The sequence below is a fragment of the Cupriavidus sp. 2TAF22 genome, assembly GCF_052115045.1.
GTDB lineage: Bacteria > Pseudomonadota > Gammaproteobacteria > Burkholderiales > Burkholderiaceae > Cupriavidus.
This window is the reverse complement of sequence record NZ_JBFRFX010000003.1, coordinates 191,184-205,393: the sequence shown is the minus strand read 5'-3', so window position 1 is coordinate 205,393 and position 14,210 is coordinate 191,184. Positions and strand designations below refer to the sequence as shown.

General features: G+C 63.1%; 15 protein-coding genes. 1 reads left to right on the top strand and 14 read right to left on the bottom strand.

From position 1 onward, the window contains the following. Positions 1 to 57: 57 nt before the first annotated feature. On the top strand, positions 58 to 336 hold the full coding sequence (locus tag AB4Z48_RS05600) for a hypothetical protein (protein WP_441612890.1): 279 nt from the start codon (positions 58 to 60) through the stop codon (positions 334 to 336). Between the two features lie 385 nt (positions 337 to 721). On the opposite strand, the gene AB4Z48_RS05595 is transcribed toward AB4Z48_RS05600, so the two are convergent. From AB4Z48_RS05595 to AB4Z48_RS05530, 14 genes are all read right to left on the bottom strand, one after another. After that, positions 722 to 1,138: a F0F1 ATP synthase subunit epsilon gene (locus AB4Z48_RS05595; protein ID WP_441612889.1), complete on the bottom strand. Its 417-nt coding sequence runs from the start codon at positions 1,136 to 1,138 to the stop codon at positions 722 to 724. 144 nt (positions 1,139 to 1,282) lie between these two features. After that, positions 1,283 to 2,686 carry a F0F1 ATP synthase subunit beta gene (gene atpD, locus AB4Z48_RS05590; protein ID WP_441612888.1) on the bottom strand — a complete coding sequence of 468 codons (1,404 nt, stop codon included), beginning with the start codon at positions 2,684 to 2,686 and terminating at the stop codon, positions 1,283 to 1,285. Between the two features lie 33 nt (positions 2,687 to 2,719). Next, the gene (gene atpG / locus AB4Z48_RS05585) at positions 2,720 to 3,595 is read right to left on the bottom strand and encodes a F0F1 ATP synthase subunit gamma (protein WP_441612887.1); all 876 of its coding nucleotides are present in this window, start codon (positions 3,593 to 3,595) and stop codon (positions 2,720 to 2,722) included. A 74-nt stretch (positions 3,596 to 3,669) separates the two neighbouring features. Further along, complete coding sequence (atpA, locus tag AB4Z48_RS05580; RefSeq protein ID WP_441612886.1) at positions 3,670 to 5,211, bottom strand: F0F1 ATP synthase subunit alpha; 1,542 nt, start codon at positions 5,209 to 5,211, stop codon at positions 3,670 to 3,672. A 50-nt stretch (positions 5,212 to 5,261) separates the two neighbouring features. Further along, positions 5,262 to 5,801 carry a F0F1 ATP synthase subunit delta gene (locus AB4Z48_RS05575; protein WP_441612885.1) on the bottom strand — a complete coding sequence of 180 codons (540 nt, stop codon included), beginning with the start codon at positions 5,799 to 5,801 and terminating at the stop codon, positions 5,262 to 5,264. Between the two features lie 2 nt (positions 5,802 to 5,803). Next, positions 5,804 to 6,274 (bottom strand): F0F1 ATP synthase subunit B, encoded by a 471-nt coding sequence (locus tag AB4Z48_RS05570; protein WP_441612884.1) that lies wholly within the window; start codon positions 6,272 to 6,274, stop codon positions 5,804 to 5,806. A gap of 99 nt (positions 6,275 to 6,373) precedes the next feature. Continuing rightward, positions 6,374 to 6,640 carry a F0F1 ATP synthase subunit C gene (atpE, locus tag AB4Z48_RS05565; protein WP_006157246.1) on the bottom strand — a complete coding sequence of 89 codons (267 nt, stop codon included), beginning with the start codon at positions 6,638 to 6,640 and terminating at the stop codon, positions 6,374 to 6,376. 70 nt (positions 6,641 to 6,710) lie between these two features. Further along, positions 6,711 to 7,574, bottom strand: a complete 864-nt coding sequence (gene atpB, locus AB4Z48_RS05560; protein WP_441612883.1) for a F0F1 ATP synthase subunit A — start codon at positions 7,572 to 7,574, stop codon at positions 6,711 to 6,713. A gap of 253 nt (positions 7,575 to 7,827) precedes the next feature. Continuing rightward, positions 7,828 to 8,361: an ATP synthase subunit I gene (locus AB4Z48_RS05555; RefSeq protein WP_441613049.1), complete on the bottom strand. Its 534-nt coding sequence runs from the start codon at positions 8,359 to 8,361 to the stop codon at positions 7,828 to 7,830. 332 nt (positions 8,362 to 8,693) lie between these two features. Further along, positions 8,694 to 9,596: a ParB/RepB/Spo0J family partition protein gene (locus AB4Z48_RS05550; protein WP_441612882.1), complete on the bottom strand. Its 903-nt coding sequence runs from the start codon at positions 9,594 to 9,596 to the stop codon at positions 8,694 to 8,696. Between the two features lie 38 nt (positions 9,597 to 9,634). Beyond that, positions 9,635 to 10,408 (bottom strand): ParA family protein, encoded by a 774-nt coding sequence (locus AB4Z48_RS05545; protein WP_441612881.1) that lies wholly within the window; start codon positions 10,406 to 10,408, stop codon positions 9,635 to 9,637. 68 nt (positions 10,409 to 10,476) lie between these two features. Further along, positions 10,477 to 11,184 carry a 16S rRNA (guanine(527)-N(7))-methyltransferase RsmG gene (gene rsmG / locus AB4Z48_RS05540; protein WP_441612880.1) on the bottom strand — a complete coding sequence of 236 codons (708 nt, stop codon included), beginning with the start codon at positions 11,182 to 11,184 and terminating at the stop codon, positions 10,477 to 10,479. Further along, a complete protein-coding gene (gene mnmG, locus AB4Z48_RS05535; protein ID WP_441612879.1) occupies positions 11,185 to 13,125 on the bottom strand; it encodes a tRNA uridine-5-carboxymethylaminomethyl(34) synthesis enzyme MnmG in 1,941 nt (646 codons plus the stop codon). Positions 13,126 to 13,319: 194 nt separating this feature from the next. Further along, positions 13,320 to 14,210, bottom strand: a complete 891-nt coding sequence (locus AB4Z48_RS05530) for an N-formylglutamate amidohydrolase (RefSeq protein ID WP_441612878.1) — start codon at positions 14,208 to 14,210, stop codon at positions 13,320 to 13,322.

Here is a 14,210-nt window from a genome sequence, read left to right as displayed (position 1 = left end):
ACCTGGGCGCGGGGGCGGCGGGAAACGGGAAAGACAGGAAAGGCGGAAAAGGACGGCATGGCAATCGGCGGCCAGACCGCGAGGCGGATGGCTGGGTCAGCGAAAGCAATGGGACTGGCGTGGTCCGGCGATGTTCCCGCTGCGATGCAGCAAAACGGCCGATATGAGATTAAAGAGGCTTATTTGGCTGACATTTCGGTTACGGCGTTTTCAACTTCTTGCAAACCGATACATTTTGTTACTGCCATCCCCAAAAGTTTCCCCCACAATGCTTTAACACAATCAGTTTTTTGTGAAGGCGTTCCCTCCCCCAAACAGAAAGGGAGGGCGTCGTGAAGAAAGCCTTTAGGAAGCATTCCCACCCAGATTGACCGGATCGCAGGCGACGCCTGCGGTCGGTGTACCAGGTTGAGATTGTTGGCGCGCTCCGTTTCCGGCTGGTTGGATCGTCTGATTGCGATCGGTACCGCCTGACCGGATGCCTGACCACCTTGCCGTATGGAAAGTGGCTGGCGCCTGTTGGATGACCTGGACCTTACCCGTTCCTTCGAATTGACCCCTCGAAGGGATTTTCCCGTCCGCGCGGAGCCTCCCCGGCCCGCGCGCTTTTTTTTGGTCTGAGCCGACAGAATAGTCGCAGGCTCATGAAAAAGGCAGCCTTGCGGCTGCCTTTTTTCTCGCCACTGCCAAAAAACAACAGGCGGGGCGAGACTGCCTTTTCTCAGCGCTTGCGACGCAGGCGCGCGATGGCTGCCAGTTGCGCAGTAGCCACAGCCAGCTCGCCCTGCGCACGTGCCAGGTCGAGATCGCTGCTCTGGTTCTGCATCAGCTCCTCGGCGGCGCGCTTGGCTTCCTGCGCCTTGGCTTCGTCGAGGTCGCCACCGCGGATCGCGGTGTCCGCCAGCACGGTGACGTGCTTGGGTTGCACTTCGAGGATGCCGCCGGCCACGAACACGAACTCTTCGCTACCGTCTTCCTTCTCGATGCGCACTGCGCCCGGCTGGATACGCGTGATCAGCGGCGTATGGCCCGGCAGGATACCCAGCTCGCCCGACTCGCCCGGCAGTGCCACGAACCTCGCCTGACCGGAGAAGATCGACGATTCGGCGCTGACGACGTCTACAAGAATGGTTGCCATGTGAATTCCTTTGTCCCTGAAAGCTTCGGCTTCCCGTTGCCAGGAAGCAAGTATTCCGCCCTTGGGGCCGAGCGTGACCCGCCTCGGACATTGTGCTGTCCGGGGCGGGCCGCCGCTACGACGCCCGCAGGCGAAAGACGCCGCTTACTGGAGCTTCTTGGCCTTCTCGAAGGCTTCGTCGATCGAACCGACCATGTAGAACGCTTGCTCCGGCAGGTGATCGCACTCGCCGTCCACCAGCATCTTGAAGCCACGGATGGTTTCCTTCAGCGGCACGTACTTGCCCGGCGAACCCGTGAACACTTCCGCGACGTGGAAGGGCTGCGACAGGAAACGCTGGATCTTACGAGCGCGCGACACGGCCTGCTTGTCTTCCGGCGACAGTTCGTCCATGCCCAGAATCGCGATGATGTCGCGCAGTTCCTTGTAGCGCTGCAGCGTTTGCTGCACGCGACGGGCCACGTCGTAGTGCTCCTGACCCACCACTTGCGGGTCGAGCTGACGCGAGGTCGAATCGAGCGGATCGACGGCCGGGTAGATACCCAGCGCGGCGATGTCACGCGACAGCACGACGGTCGAGTCCAGGTGCAGGAAGGTGGTGGCAGGCGACGGGTCGGTCAAGTCATCCGCAGGCACGTACACGGCCTGGATCGACGTGATCGAGCCGGTCTTGGTCGAGGTGATGCGCTCTTGCAGCTTGCCCATTTCCTCGGCCAGCGTCGGCTGGTAACCCACTGCGGAAGGCATACGGCCCAGCAGTGCCGACACTTCGGTACCGGCCAGCGTGTAGCGGTAGATGTTGTCGACGAAGAACAGGATGTCACGGCCTTCGTCGCGGAACTTCTCGGCCATGGTCAGGCCGGACAGTGCCACGCGCAGACGGTTGCCCGGCGGCTCGTTCATCTGGCCGAACACCATGGCCACCTTGTCGAGAACGTTCGAGTCCTTCATTTCGTGGTAGAAGTCGTTCCCTTCACGGGTACGCTCGCCCACGCCGGCGAACACCGACAAACCGCTGTGCTGCTTGGCGATGTTGTTGATGAGCTCCATCATGTTCACGGTCTTGCCGACACCGGCGCCGCCGAACAGACCCACCTTGCCACCCTTTGCGAACGGGCACACCAGGTCGATCACCTTGATGCCGGTTTCCAGCAGGTCCACGGAAGGCGACAGTTCGTCGAACTTCGGGGCCTTCTGGTGGATCGCGCGCAGTTCTTCCGAAGCGATCGGGCCGGCGTCGTCGATCGGACGACCCAGCACGTCCATGATGCGGCCCAGGGTGCCCTGGCCAACCGGCACCGAGATCGGCGCGCCGGTGCTCTTCACTGCCATGCCGCGGCGCAGGCCGTCCGACGAACCCAGGGCAATGGTACGCACCACGCCGTCACCCAGCTGTTGCTGCACTTCGAAGGTCAGGCCCTTCTCGGCGAACGAGGCTTCGTTGCTCTCTTCCAGCACGAGCGCGTCGTACACCTTCGGCAGCGCGTCGCGGGGGAACTCGATGTCCACCACGGCGCCAATACACTGCACAATATTTCCGATACTCATTTCGTATCTCCGATAGCTTGAATACTTGACGCCTTAGACGGCTGCGGCACCGCTGACGATTTCCGACAGTTCCTTGGTGATCGCTGCCTGACGGGTCTTGTTGTAGACCAGTTGCAGTTCGCCGATCACGTTCTTGGCGTTGTCGGATGCCGCCTTCATGGCCACCATGCGCGCCGATTGCTCGGACGCCATGTTCTCGGCCACGGCCTGGTACACCAGCGCTTCGACGTAGCGGACCAACAGTTCTTCCACCACGGTCTGGGCGTCGGGCTCGTAGATGTAATCCCACGAGTAGGCGCGCTTTTCATCTTCGGTCTGGGCAAACTTGTCGGCGGGGAGCGGCAGCAGCTGCTCCACCATCGGCTCCTGTTTCATCGTATTGATGAACTTGGTGTAAGCCAGGTACACGGCATCGACCTCACCATTGGTGAAAGCGTCGAGCTGGACCTTGATCGCGCCGATCAGTTTTTCCAGATGCGGGGTGTCACCGAGCTGCACCACGTGCGAAACCACCTTGGCGCCGACGCGGCCCAGGAACTGCATGCCCTTGGAACCGATGGCGGTGCTTTGCACCTGCACGCCGCGGTTCTGCAGCTCACGCAGCTCATTGGTGACCGCGCGCAGCACGTTCGTGTTCATGCCACCGCACAGACCCTTGTCGGTCGTCACCACGATCATGCCGGCGCGCTTGACTTCGCGTGCCACCATGAAGGGGTGCTTGAACTCGGGGTTGGCCGAAGCCAGGTGCGCCGCGATATTGCGCACTTTCTCGGCATAGGGACGGGCGTTGCGCATCCGTTCCTGCGCCTTGCGCATCTTGGACGCGGCGACCATCTCCATCGCCTTGGTGATCTTGCGCGTGTTTTGCACGCTCTTGATCTTGGTTCGAATTTCTTTCGTTCCGGCCATATCTTCCTCTCCATTCGTGCCGCGCCGGCACCGTCATGGCAACGGTGCCGGCGCAGTTTCGTGGAATTGCGCGGTTAGAACGCGGCGGACTTCTTGAAATCCTCGATCGCTGCACGCAGCGCGGCTTCATCTTCCTTCGACAGATCCTTGGTATCTTCGATGCGGTTGATGAGGTCGGCGTACTTGGTCTTCAGATGGTCGTGCAGGCCCTTCTCGAACGGGAGAATGTCCTTCACTTCCACGTTGTCGAGGAAGCCGTTGTTGGCTGCGTACAGCGACGCGGCCAGCTGCCACACCTGCAGGGGCAGGTACTGCGCCTGCTTGAGCAGTTCGGTCACGCGGCGGCCGCGCTCCAGCTGCTTGCGGGTGGCATCGTCCAGGTCGGAAGCGAACTGCGCGAACGCAGCCAGCTCACGGTACTGGGCCAGGTCGGTACGGATACCGCCGGACAGCTTCTTGACGACCTTGGTCTGGGCGGCACCACCAACGCGCGACACCGAGATACCGGCGTTGATTGCGGGGCGGATACCAGCGTTGAACAGGTCGGTTTCCAGGAAGATCTGGCCGTCGGTGATCGAGATCACGTTGGTCGGCACGAAGGCGGACACGTCGCCAGCCTGCGTTTCGATCACGGGCAGCGCGGTCAGCGAGCCGGTCTTGCCGGTCACGGCACCCTTGGTGAACTTCTCGACGTAGTCGGCGTTCACGCGGGCTGCGCGCTCGAGCAGACGCGAGTGCAGGTAGAACACGTCGCCGGGGTAAGCTTCGCGGCCCGGCGGGCGGCGCAGCAGCAGCGACACCTGGCGGTAGGCCCAGGCTTGCTTGGTCAGGTCGTCATAGACGATCAGCGCGTCTTCGCCGCGGTCGCGGAAGTACTCGCCCATCGTGCAGCCGGCGTAGGCAGCCAGATACTGCATGGCGGCGGAGTCCGAAGCCGTTGCGGCGATGACGATGGTGTATTCCATCGCGCCGAGTTCTTCGAGCTTGCGCACCACGTTGTTCACGGTCGAAGCCTTCTGACCGATTGCCACGTACACGCAGAAGACGCCCTTGCCCTTCTGGTTGATGATGGCGTCGACAGCCACGGCGGTCTTGCCGGTCTGGCGGTCGCCAATGATCAGCTCGCGCTGGCCACGGCCGATAGGCACCATCGCGTCGATCGACTTCAGGCCGGTCTGCACCGGCTGGCTAACCGACTGACGTGCGATCACGCCAGGGGCAACCTTTTCGATAACGTCGAATTCCTTGGCGTTGATCGGGCCCTTGCCGTCGATCGGCTGGCCCAGCGTGTTGACCACGCGGCCGAGCAATTCGCGGCCGACCGGCACTTCCAGAATGCGGCCGGTGCACTTGACCGGGTCGCCTTCCGAAATGTGTTCGTAGTCGCCCAGCACCACGGCGCCGACAGAGTCGCGCTCGAGGTTCAGCGCGAGGCCGAAGGTGTTGCCGGGGAATTCCAGCATCTCGCCCTGCATCACGCCGGACAGGCCGTGCACGCGGCAGATACCATCGGTCACGGAGATAACCGTGCCGGTGTTGCGCACTTCAGCGTCGGCGCCAAGACCCGAGATGCGGGACTTGATCAGCTCGCTGATTTCTGAGGGGTTCAGTTGCATAACAATGCTCCTAATTCTTCAATCCGTCGGCCGGTGAGCGCTTGCGCGCATCAGGCGGTCAGCGCGACTTGCATCGCAGCCAGGCGCGCACGCACGGAGGTGTCGAGGACTTCGTCGCCAACCTTGACGCGCACACCGCCGATCAGCGACGGGTCTACCGCAACCGAGGGCTGCAGCTTGCGGCCGAACTTGCGTTCGAGCGCGGCGACGAGGTCGGTCAGGGTTGCGCCTTCGATGGGGAAGGCACTCGTGATCTCGACATCGGCCGACCCTTCACGGGCGTTCTTGAGCGCATGGAACTGCTCGGCGATTTCCGGCAACACGGCCAGGCGGTGGTTGTCCACCAGCAGGCCGACAAAGCGCTTGGCTTCGTCATTGACCGGAGATTTCAGGGCCGACAGGAACAGTGCAGCCAGCTTGTCGCCGTGCACGTTCGGATCGCCAGCCACCGCCTTCATGTCGGGATTGGCGGCGACTTGCCCCATTTCCGACACCAGCTCGGACCATGCATCCAGATTGCCGCTCGATTCGGTCGCGACGCGGAACAGCGCCTCGGCGTAGGGACGGGCAATGGTTGCGGTTTCAGCCATGATTAGAGCTCAGCCTTGAGTTGATTGAGCAGGTCGGAGTGGACCTGCGCGTTCACTTCGCGCTTGAGGATCTGCTCGGCACCCTTGACGGCCAGCACGGCAACCTGGTCGCGCAGCTGTTCGCGCGCGCGGGTGACTTGCTGGTCCGCTTCGGCCTTGGCCTGGGCAATGATGCGTGCGGCTTCCGCCTGGGCGTTATGCTTGATCTCGTCTGCCGTCAGCTGGGCGCGCTTCTCGGCGTCGGCGACGCGTTGAGCACCTTCGGTGCGGGCTTCGGCCAGGGCCTGGTCCACACGCTTGTTGGCGAGTTCGAGCTCAGCCTTGCCCTTTTCGGCAGCGGCGAGGCCATCGGCGATCTTCTTTGCGCGTTCGTCGAGCGCCTTCACCAGCGGCGGCCAAATGAATTTGGCAACTACCCACCACAGGATGAAGAACACGACCATCTGCGCAAGAAACGTTGCGTTCAGATTCATGGTGTGTTCCTTTCGGTAATCAAACTACAGATAAATGCGCAAGGGCGGCCAGGCTAAGTGGCCCGCGCCGCCCGTCAGCATCATGCAGACCGAAAAGAATTACTTGATGACAGCCAGCAGCGGGTTGGCGAATGCGAACAGCATTGCAACGCCCACGCCGATCAGGAATGCTGCGTCGATCAGGCCAGCCAGCAGGAACATCTTGGTTTGCAGCGGGTTCATCAGCTCGGGCTGACGTGCGCACGCTTCGATGTACTTGCCACCCATCAGGGCGATACCCAGGCAGGCGCCGATTGCGCCCAGACCGATGATGATGCCGATACCAATAGCGGTCAGACCCTGGATGTTGGCGAGATATGCTTGCATGACGACTCCTTTAATTTAGAGAGACTTGGAACTTGAAAAACTGAAAACCAAAAAACCAAAAACCGGAAAATCAGTGGTGATCATGTGCCTGGCCGATGTACACCAGCGTCAGCATCATGAAAATGAAGGCCTGGAGCAGGACGATCAGGATGTGGAAGATCGCCCATACGGTACCGGCCAGCACGTGACCGACGAAGCCCAGCGCGGACAGGTCCGCACCGAACGTCCAGATGGAACCCAGCAGCGCGATCAGCAGGAACACCAGTTCGCCGGCGTACATGTTGCCGAACAACCGCATGCCCAGCGAAACCGCCTTGGCGAGGAATTCGATGAGATTCAGGACCAGGTTGAACGGGGCCAGGTACCACTTGGCGCCGAACGGGGCCGAGAACAGCTCGTGCATGAAGCCGCCGGCGCCCTTGATCTTGAAGCTGTAGTAAATCATCAGCACCAGCACCGAGCACGACATGCCCAGCGTACCGTTCAGGTCGGCCGTGGCAACCGCGCGGTGGTGCGGCAGGTGGATGTGGAAGATGCCCAGCAGGCCGTTCAGGCCGGTGACCCAGTCGACCGGGATCAAGTCGATGGCGTTCATCACGGTGATCCAGCAGAACACCATCAGCGCCAGCGGGGCGATAAAGGAACGGTCGCCATGGATGATGCCCTTGGCCTGGTCGTCGACCATTTCGACGATCATCTCGACGAAGGCCTGGAAGCGGCCCGGCACGCCGGCCGTGGCGCGGCGCGCGGCGGCGTACAGGAAGATCACGGCGATCGCCCCGCACAGGACCGACCAGAACACCGTGTCGTAGTTGAGGACGCTGAAATCGACCACGGAGGCTTGCTTGCCGCCAACCGTGTTCAGGTTCTGCAAGTGTTCGGCGATATAGCCGGAGGGGGTGAGCGCCTGTTCGGCGCCTTGAGCAGCTGACATGTCGAAACGAACCGTAATATTGCGAAACCAGTGGCCGGCATTCTGCCGGTACGCTTCTTGCACCGCCTTCAGCATGAGTCGCTGGTCACCGCGGGCAAGGACGTCTTAACCTTATCTGCGCCGCGCTTCACCGTTGTGACGCGCCACGCCAAAAAACTCTTGATATTCCGTTTTCGTGCCCCAACTCGATGGGATGCACTGTATTCGAACCACCGCGGCCGCCTTGTCTGTGGACAAGTCCGCAGCGACGCGTTCAGCGAATCGCCAGCGCCACCCAGTAGGTCTTCAGCGCCAGCAAAAACGTGACCAGCATCGGCACCCAGCGCAACTCGCGGTACAGCACCACCACCAGCACAAACAGGGCGACGGTGGCAAACACCTTGATGGCCTCGCCGACGACCAGGCCGCCGACCGAGGTACGCTCGCGCGACAGCCACAGGCGCAACGCGAAAAAACCGCTCGGCACGAAACATACGACGCCGCCAAACAGCGCGGACCAGCCAGCCGCCGCGGCATCGCCGCTGGCGAACACTCGCCACGCAATGGCCGACAGAACCGTCACCGCCACCTGCGCCAGCACGACCCTGCCGGGCGTCATGCGCGAAGGGCGCAGCGCACGCGCACCGAGCAGCGTTTCCGCTTCCGCGCGCGACAGCGGCTCGACCGCCTCTTCCTCGCGCTCTGCCTCGTCCTCCCAGGCATCGCGCGCCTGCCAGTCCTTGTCCTGACGGGCATCTCGACGATCAGAAACCACCTGCGTATTGCCTCTGCTGGTTGTTAACTCCATGCTCGGAACTTTCTTGGACCGGCTGGAATTCAAACCGCACGATTTTACGAGGAATGCACCATCAGAGTCAATCTGCTTACAGTCTCCTTGCAACGGTGCGCAATCTCCTTTCGCCCACGAGGCCATACTGCGCGCGAAGCGACGGCGCGCCAATAACGCGGCAGGTAATTGAGACTTTCGGCCCGCGTGGCGCAACATCATCGTTTATTGGCCTTGCGTAAACCTGACAAAGCCTGACAAAGTCCGTCGCGCAGGCGCAACCGCGGCGCCCGCTTCGCGAGCGCCGTGCGTTAATCGCGCACTATTTTAGGAAAATAAAGCTGAGCCTGTCGTCAGGCCGGGGACTGGCTTTCGCCCTGCTCGCGCAGACGCGTGAGCACACCGTCGAGCGCATCGTTGCTGGTGAAGTGAATGGTGAGCTGGCCCTTGCCGCGCACGCCCAGCTTGATCTGCACCGGCAGGCCAAGCACGTCGGACAACTCCTCCTCGAGACGCGCGACATCGCGTGCCGGCGCCACGCCATTCTGCCGCATCGAGCGCAGATCGAGCGGCCTGAGCGTGGATGCGACCAGCTTCTCGGTTTCACGTACCGAGAGGCGTTTGTTGACGATCTGGTTGGCGAGCGTGATCTGGTTGGCGCCGTCCACGGCGAGCAGCGCGCGCGCGTGTCCCATGTCGAGATCGCCCGCCATCAGCATGGTCTGCACCGGCTGGGCCAGGTTGAGCAGGCGCAGCAGATTGGACACCGCGCTGCGCGAGCGCCCCACCGACTCGGCCGCCTGCTCGTGCGTGAAATCGAATTCGCGCACCAGCCGCATGATGCCTTGCGCCTCTTCCAGCGGATTGAGGTCCTCGCGCTGGATGTTCTCGATCAGCGCCATTGCGGCGGCGGCGTCGTCGGCCACATCCTTCACGAGCACCGGCACTTGTTCAAGCCCGGCGATGCGCGACGCGCGGAAGCGGCGCTCGCCGGCGATGATCTCGTAGCGGTCCGGCTCCGCCACCCGGCGCACCAGGATCGGCTGCATCAGGCCCTGCGCGCGGATGCTCGCGGCCAGCTCCTGCAGCGCGCCTTCGTCCATGCGCGTGCGCGGCTGGTACTTGCCGGGCTGCAGCTGATCCAGGCGCAGCACGGAGGGCGCGCCCTCCTGCTTCACGGCATCGACGATTTCGGCGGGGCCGCCAAGCAAGGCTTCCAGTCCGCGGCCCAGGCCCTTTTTCTTTGCAGTGCTCATCTCGTTATCCCGCTTGCTATCTTCTGTACGAAGCCCGCTCAGTCGAGCAACCTGACCCGAGCAATCATCTCTGCGCCAAAGTCCAGGTAGGCCTTCGCGCCCTTGGAGGACGGATCGAAGGCCACGCCCGGCACGCCGTAGGACGGCGCTTCCGCCAGCCGCACATTGCGCGGGATGACGGTCTTGAACACCTTCTCGCCGAAATGCGATTCCAGCTGGGCGGACACTTGCTGCTGCAAGGTCACACGTGGATCAAACATCACACGCAACAAACCGATCACCTTGAGGTCGCGGTTGAGATTGGCGTGTACCTGCTTGATGGTATTGACGAGATCGGACAGCCCTTCGAGCGCGAAGTACTCGCACTGCATCGGCACGATCACGCCGTTGGCGGCGCACAGGCCGTTGAGCGTCAGCAGCGACAGCGACGGCGGGCAGTCGATCAGCACGAAGTCGTACTCGGCATCGACTTCGGCGATGGCATTTTTCAGGCGGCGCTCGCGCTGGTCCAGTTCGACCAGTTCCACTTCGGCACCGGCCAGTTCGCGATTGGCGGGCAGCACGTCGTACTTGCCCGACTCGGAATACTGGCGCGCCTGCGCGATCGACGAAAGGCCCACCAGGACCTGGTAGACGCTATGTTCAAGCGATTGCTTGTCGATGCCCGAGCCCATCGAGGCATTGCCCTGCGGATCGAGGTCGACCAGCAGCACGCGCTGCTGCTGGGCCGCCAGTCCGGCGGCAAGATTCACCGTGGTGGTGGTCTTGCCGACGCCGCCCTTCTGGTTTGCGATCACGAATACCTTGGCCATAAGCTCTTAGCTGCTCCTGCTTGATTTCAACCTGCCGGGGTGGACGCCGGCGACAACCACCGGCCGGGTCAGCGGCGCGACAGCACCACCAGGTGACGTTCTGCATCCAGTTCCGGCACGGTCAGGCGCGGCACCGCCTCGACCTGCCACTCCTCCATCATCCCCGCCGCTTCCATGCGGTCGATTTCGGGCTGCGGATAAACGCCCTTCATCGCGATCAGCTTGCCTTGCGGCGCGAGCAGGTGGCCGGCGAGCGAGACGAAGTCGCTCAGCTCGGCAAACGCACGCGAGGTGATGACGGCGTAGCCCCTGGCATCGTCCAGCTTCTCCACTGGTCCCCAGTGGGCGGCGGCATTCGACAGGCCAAGCTGCGCCCGGCACTGCGTCAGGAATGCCGTCTTCTTCTGCACGATGTCGACCATCAGCACGGACAGGTCCGGGCAGGTAATGGCCAGCGGCAGGCCGGGCATGCCGCCGCCGGAACCGACGTCGAGCACGCGGGCGCGCGCGCCCTCCTCCACCGCAACGCTGCGCGCGGCCTCCGCCAGCGCCGGGACGGCGGCCAGCGAGTCGAGCATATGGTGCGTCAGCATCTCGTCGGGATGGCGGATGGCGGTCAGGTTGTAGATTGCATTCCACTTGCGCAGCAGCGCCAGGTACGCGAAGAGCTGGTCGATCTGTGCCGCGCCAGGTGCAAGCCCGATGGCGGACAGCCCGGCTTCCAGGCGGCGGCGCTGGTCGGCGTCATCCACGGCGGGGTAGCGTTGGCCCCGCACTCAGGCTGCCTCTTGGCCGGAGCCGGACTTGGTACGGCCCATGCCCCGCTTCTTCAGGTGAACCAACAGCAGCGAGATCGCGGCCGGCGTCACACCCGAGATACGCGAAGCCTGGCCGAGCGTCTCGGGTCGGTGCTGGTTCAGTTTCTGGCTGACCTCGAAACCGAGGCCGCGCACTTCGGTGTAGTCGAAGCCGTCCGGCAGGCGCGTGGTTTCATTCGCCTCCAGCTTGACGACCTCGGCGGCCTGGCGTGCGATATAGCCGTGGTACTTGATGCCGATCTCGATCTGCTCGCGGATCTGTCCGGTCAGCAAGGGATCGGCGTCGAGCGGCTGCTTGGGTGCGTACTTCCCATCCTGCAACGCCATCAATGCGTCGTACGCCACGGCGGGGCGGCGCAGCAAGTCGGCGAGGTTGTACTCGCGCTCGATGGCCTTGCCGAGCAAGGGCACGGCATCGGCCTCCGGCAGCAGGGCCGGATTGACCCAGGTGGTCTTCAAACGCTCTGTTTCACGTGAAACGGCGTCGCGTTTACGGTTGAATGCATCCCAGCGCACATCGTCGACCACGCCGAGCTCCCGACCAGCCTCTGTCAGACGCATATCGGCATTATCTTCCCGCAGGCTCAAACGGAATTCTGCGCGGCTGGTGAACATCCGGTACGGTTCCGACACCCCGCGGGTGATCAGGTCATCGACCAGAACCCCAAGATAGGCCTGGTCCCGGCGCGGCGTCCAGGCTGCGCGCTCGCGTACGAAGCATCCCGCGTTGATGCCGGCCAGCAGGCCCTGGGCGGCGGCTTCTTCGTAGCCGGTGGTGCCGTTGATCTGCCCTGCGAAGAACAGGCCCTGGATTGCCTTCGATTCCAGCGACGCCTTCAGCGCACGCGGATCGAAGTAGTCGTACTCGATGGCATAGCCAGGGCGCAGGATATGCGCGTTCTCCATGCCGCGGATCGAATGCACCAGTTCGAGCTGCACATCGAACGGCAGGCTGGTGGAGATGCCGTTGGGATAGAACTCGTTGGTGGTCAGCCCTTCGGGTTCGAGGAAGATCTGGTGGCTGTCCTTGCTGGCAAAGCGATGGATCTTGTCCTCGATGCTCGGGCAGTAGCGCGGCCCCACCCCTTCGATCACGCCCGTGTACATCGGCGAGCGGTCGAGGCCGCCGCGAATGATGTCGTGGGTGCGGGTGTTGGTATGGGTGATCCAGCAAGGCAGTTGCTGCGGATGCTGCTCGGCGCGCCCCAGGAAGGAGAACACCGGCACCGGGTCGAGATCGCCGGGCTGCTCCTCCATCACCGAGAAATCGATGGTCCGGCCATCGATACGCGGCGGCGTGCCCGTCTTGAGGCGGCCCTGCGGCAGCTTCAGTTCTTTCAGGCGCGCGGACAAGGAAACCGATGCCGGATCGCCAGCGCGTCCACCGGTGTAGTTGTCCAGGCCCACGTGGATCTTGCCATCCAGGAAGGTACCGGCGGTCAGCACCACCGCGCGGGCGCGAAAGGCGATACCGACCTGGGTCACGGCCCCGACTACGCGATCCCCTTCCACCATCAGGTCGTCCACTGCCTGCTGGAACAGCATCAGGTTGGGCTGGTTCTCCAGCCGTGTCCGGATTGCCTTGCGGTACAGCACGCGGTCCGCCTGGGCGCGCGTGGCACGCACAGCCGGGCCCTTGCTGGAGTTGAGGATACGGAACTGGATGCCCGACTCATCCGTGGCCGCGGCCATGGCGCCACCCATTGCATCCACCTCTTTGACGAGATGGCCCTTGCCGATGCCGCCGATCGACGGATTGCAGCTCATCTGGCCGAGCGTTTCGATGTTATGGCTCAGCAGCAGCGTCTGGCAGCCCATACGTGCAGCGGCGAGCGCGGCTTCGGTGCCGGCGTGGCCACCACCGACGACAATGACATCGAATTCTTTTGGGTAAAGCATGGACGGGACCTCCTCCGGGAGGCTGACGGGAATCATTCGGGATGCCGAATTATAGCGGCAATCGCTGCTGCTTTTTTGCGCAGCAACACGTTTCACGTGAAACATGCCGCATAGAAGACTCGAGTGTGTTCCACGTGAAACAAAAAAGCCGGGCACCAGGCCCGGCCTTCCGTCACGCCACGATTGCGGTGGCGCTATGCGCCGCCCTGCTCCCGGACATAGGCGGCAATGCGTTCTACCAGCCTGCCCAGGTCGGCTTGCACCCGGGCAAATCCGGCATTGCGCTCGCGCGTCGCCTCATCCATATACAGCGGCCGCCGGATCTCGATCTGCAGGCTGTTGCGCCGCTCCGCCGGGCGACCGATCTGCGCAATCAGCTGCACCCCTTTGTACGGATCATTGCAGGCCACCGTATAGCCCATCGCCCGCAACTCGGAAGCTACCAGCCCGACGAAGGCCGGCTCGCAGGTACTGCCATCCCGGTCGCCGAGCACGAAGTCGGCCAATGCATGCGCGCTCTGTATCTTGAGCCGCTCATAAGCATTGTTCGGCATCGAGTGCAGGTTCAGGTGCCAGAGCGCGCCGAAGCGGCCGTAGGCCTCCTCCACCGCCGCGGACAGCGCCTGGTGATACGGCAGGTAGTAGCGGTCTATCCGGTTGCGTACCTCTTGCAGCGAGAGCTTGCGGTCGTAGATCGGCGTGGACGCATCCAGGTTGCGCCAGATCAGGCCATAGCCCAGGCGTGTCTTCTCGCCTGGCGCCAGTGGCTCGGGCCAGGTACCGTCGAGCAGGCCCGGATCCAGGTCGTCGAGGGTACGGTTGGGATCGATATAGACGCGCGGGAAATTCGCCGCGATCAGCGTCCCGCCATGCCGCGGCACCGCTTCCCACAGGGCCTCGACATGGGTATCCTCGCCGCCGCGCAGCGGCTGTCCGGAGATGGCGGCGCCAAAATCCCGTGGATACCGCGTGCCGCTATGCGGTGAATCACACACCAGCGGCAACGGCTGGCCCTGCGGCGCGAAGTAGGCGAACGGCGCGAATTCGGCGGCGGACTGCGCCAGGTTCTCAGGCTTGCAGCTCAT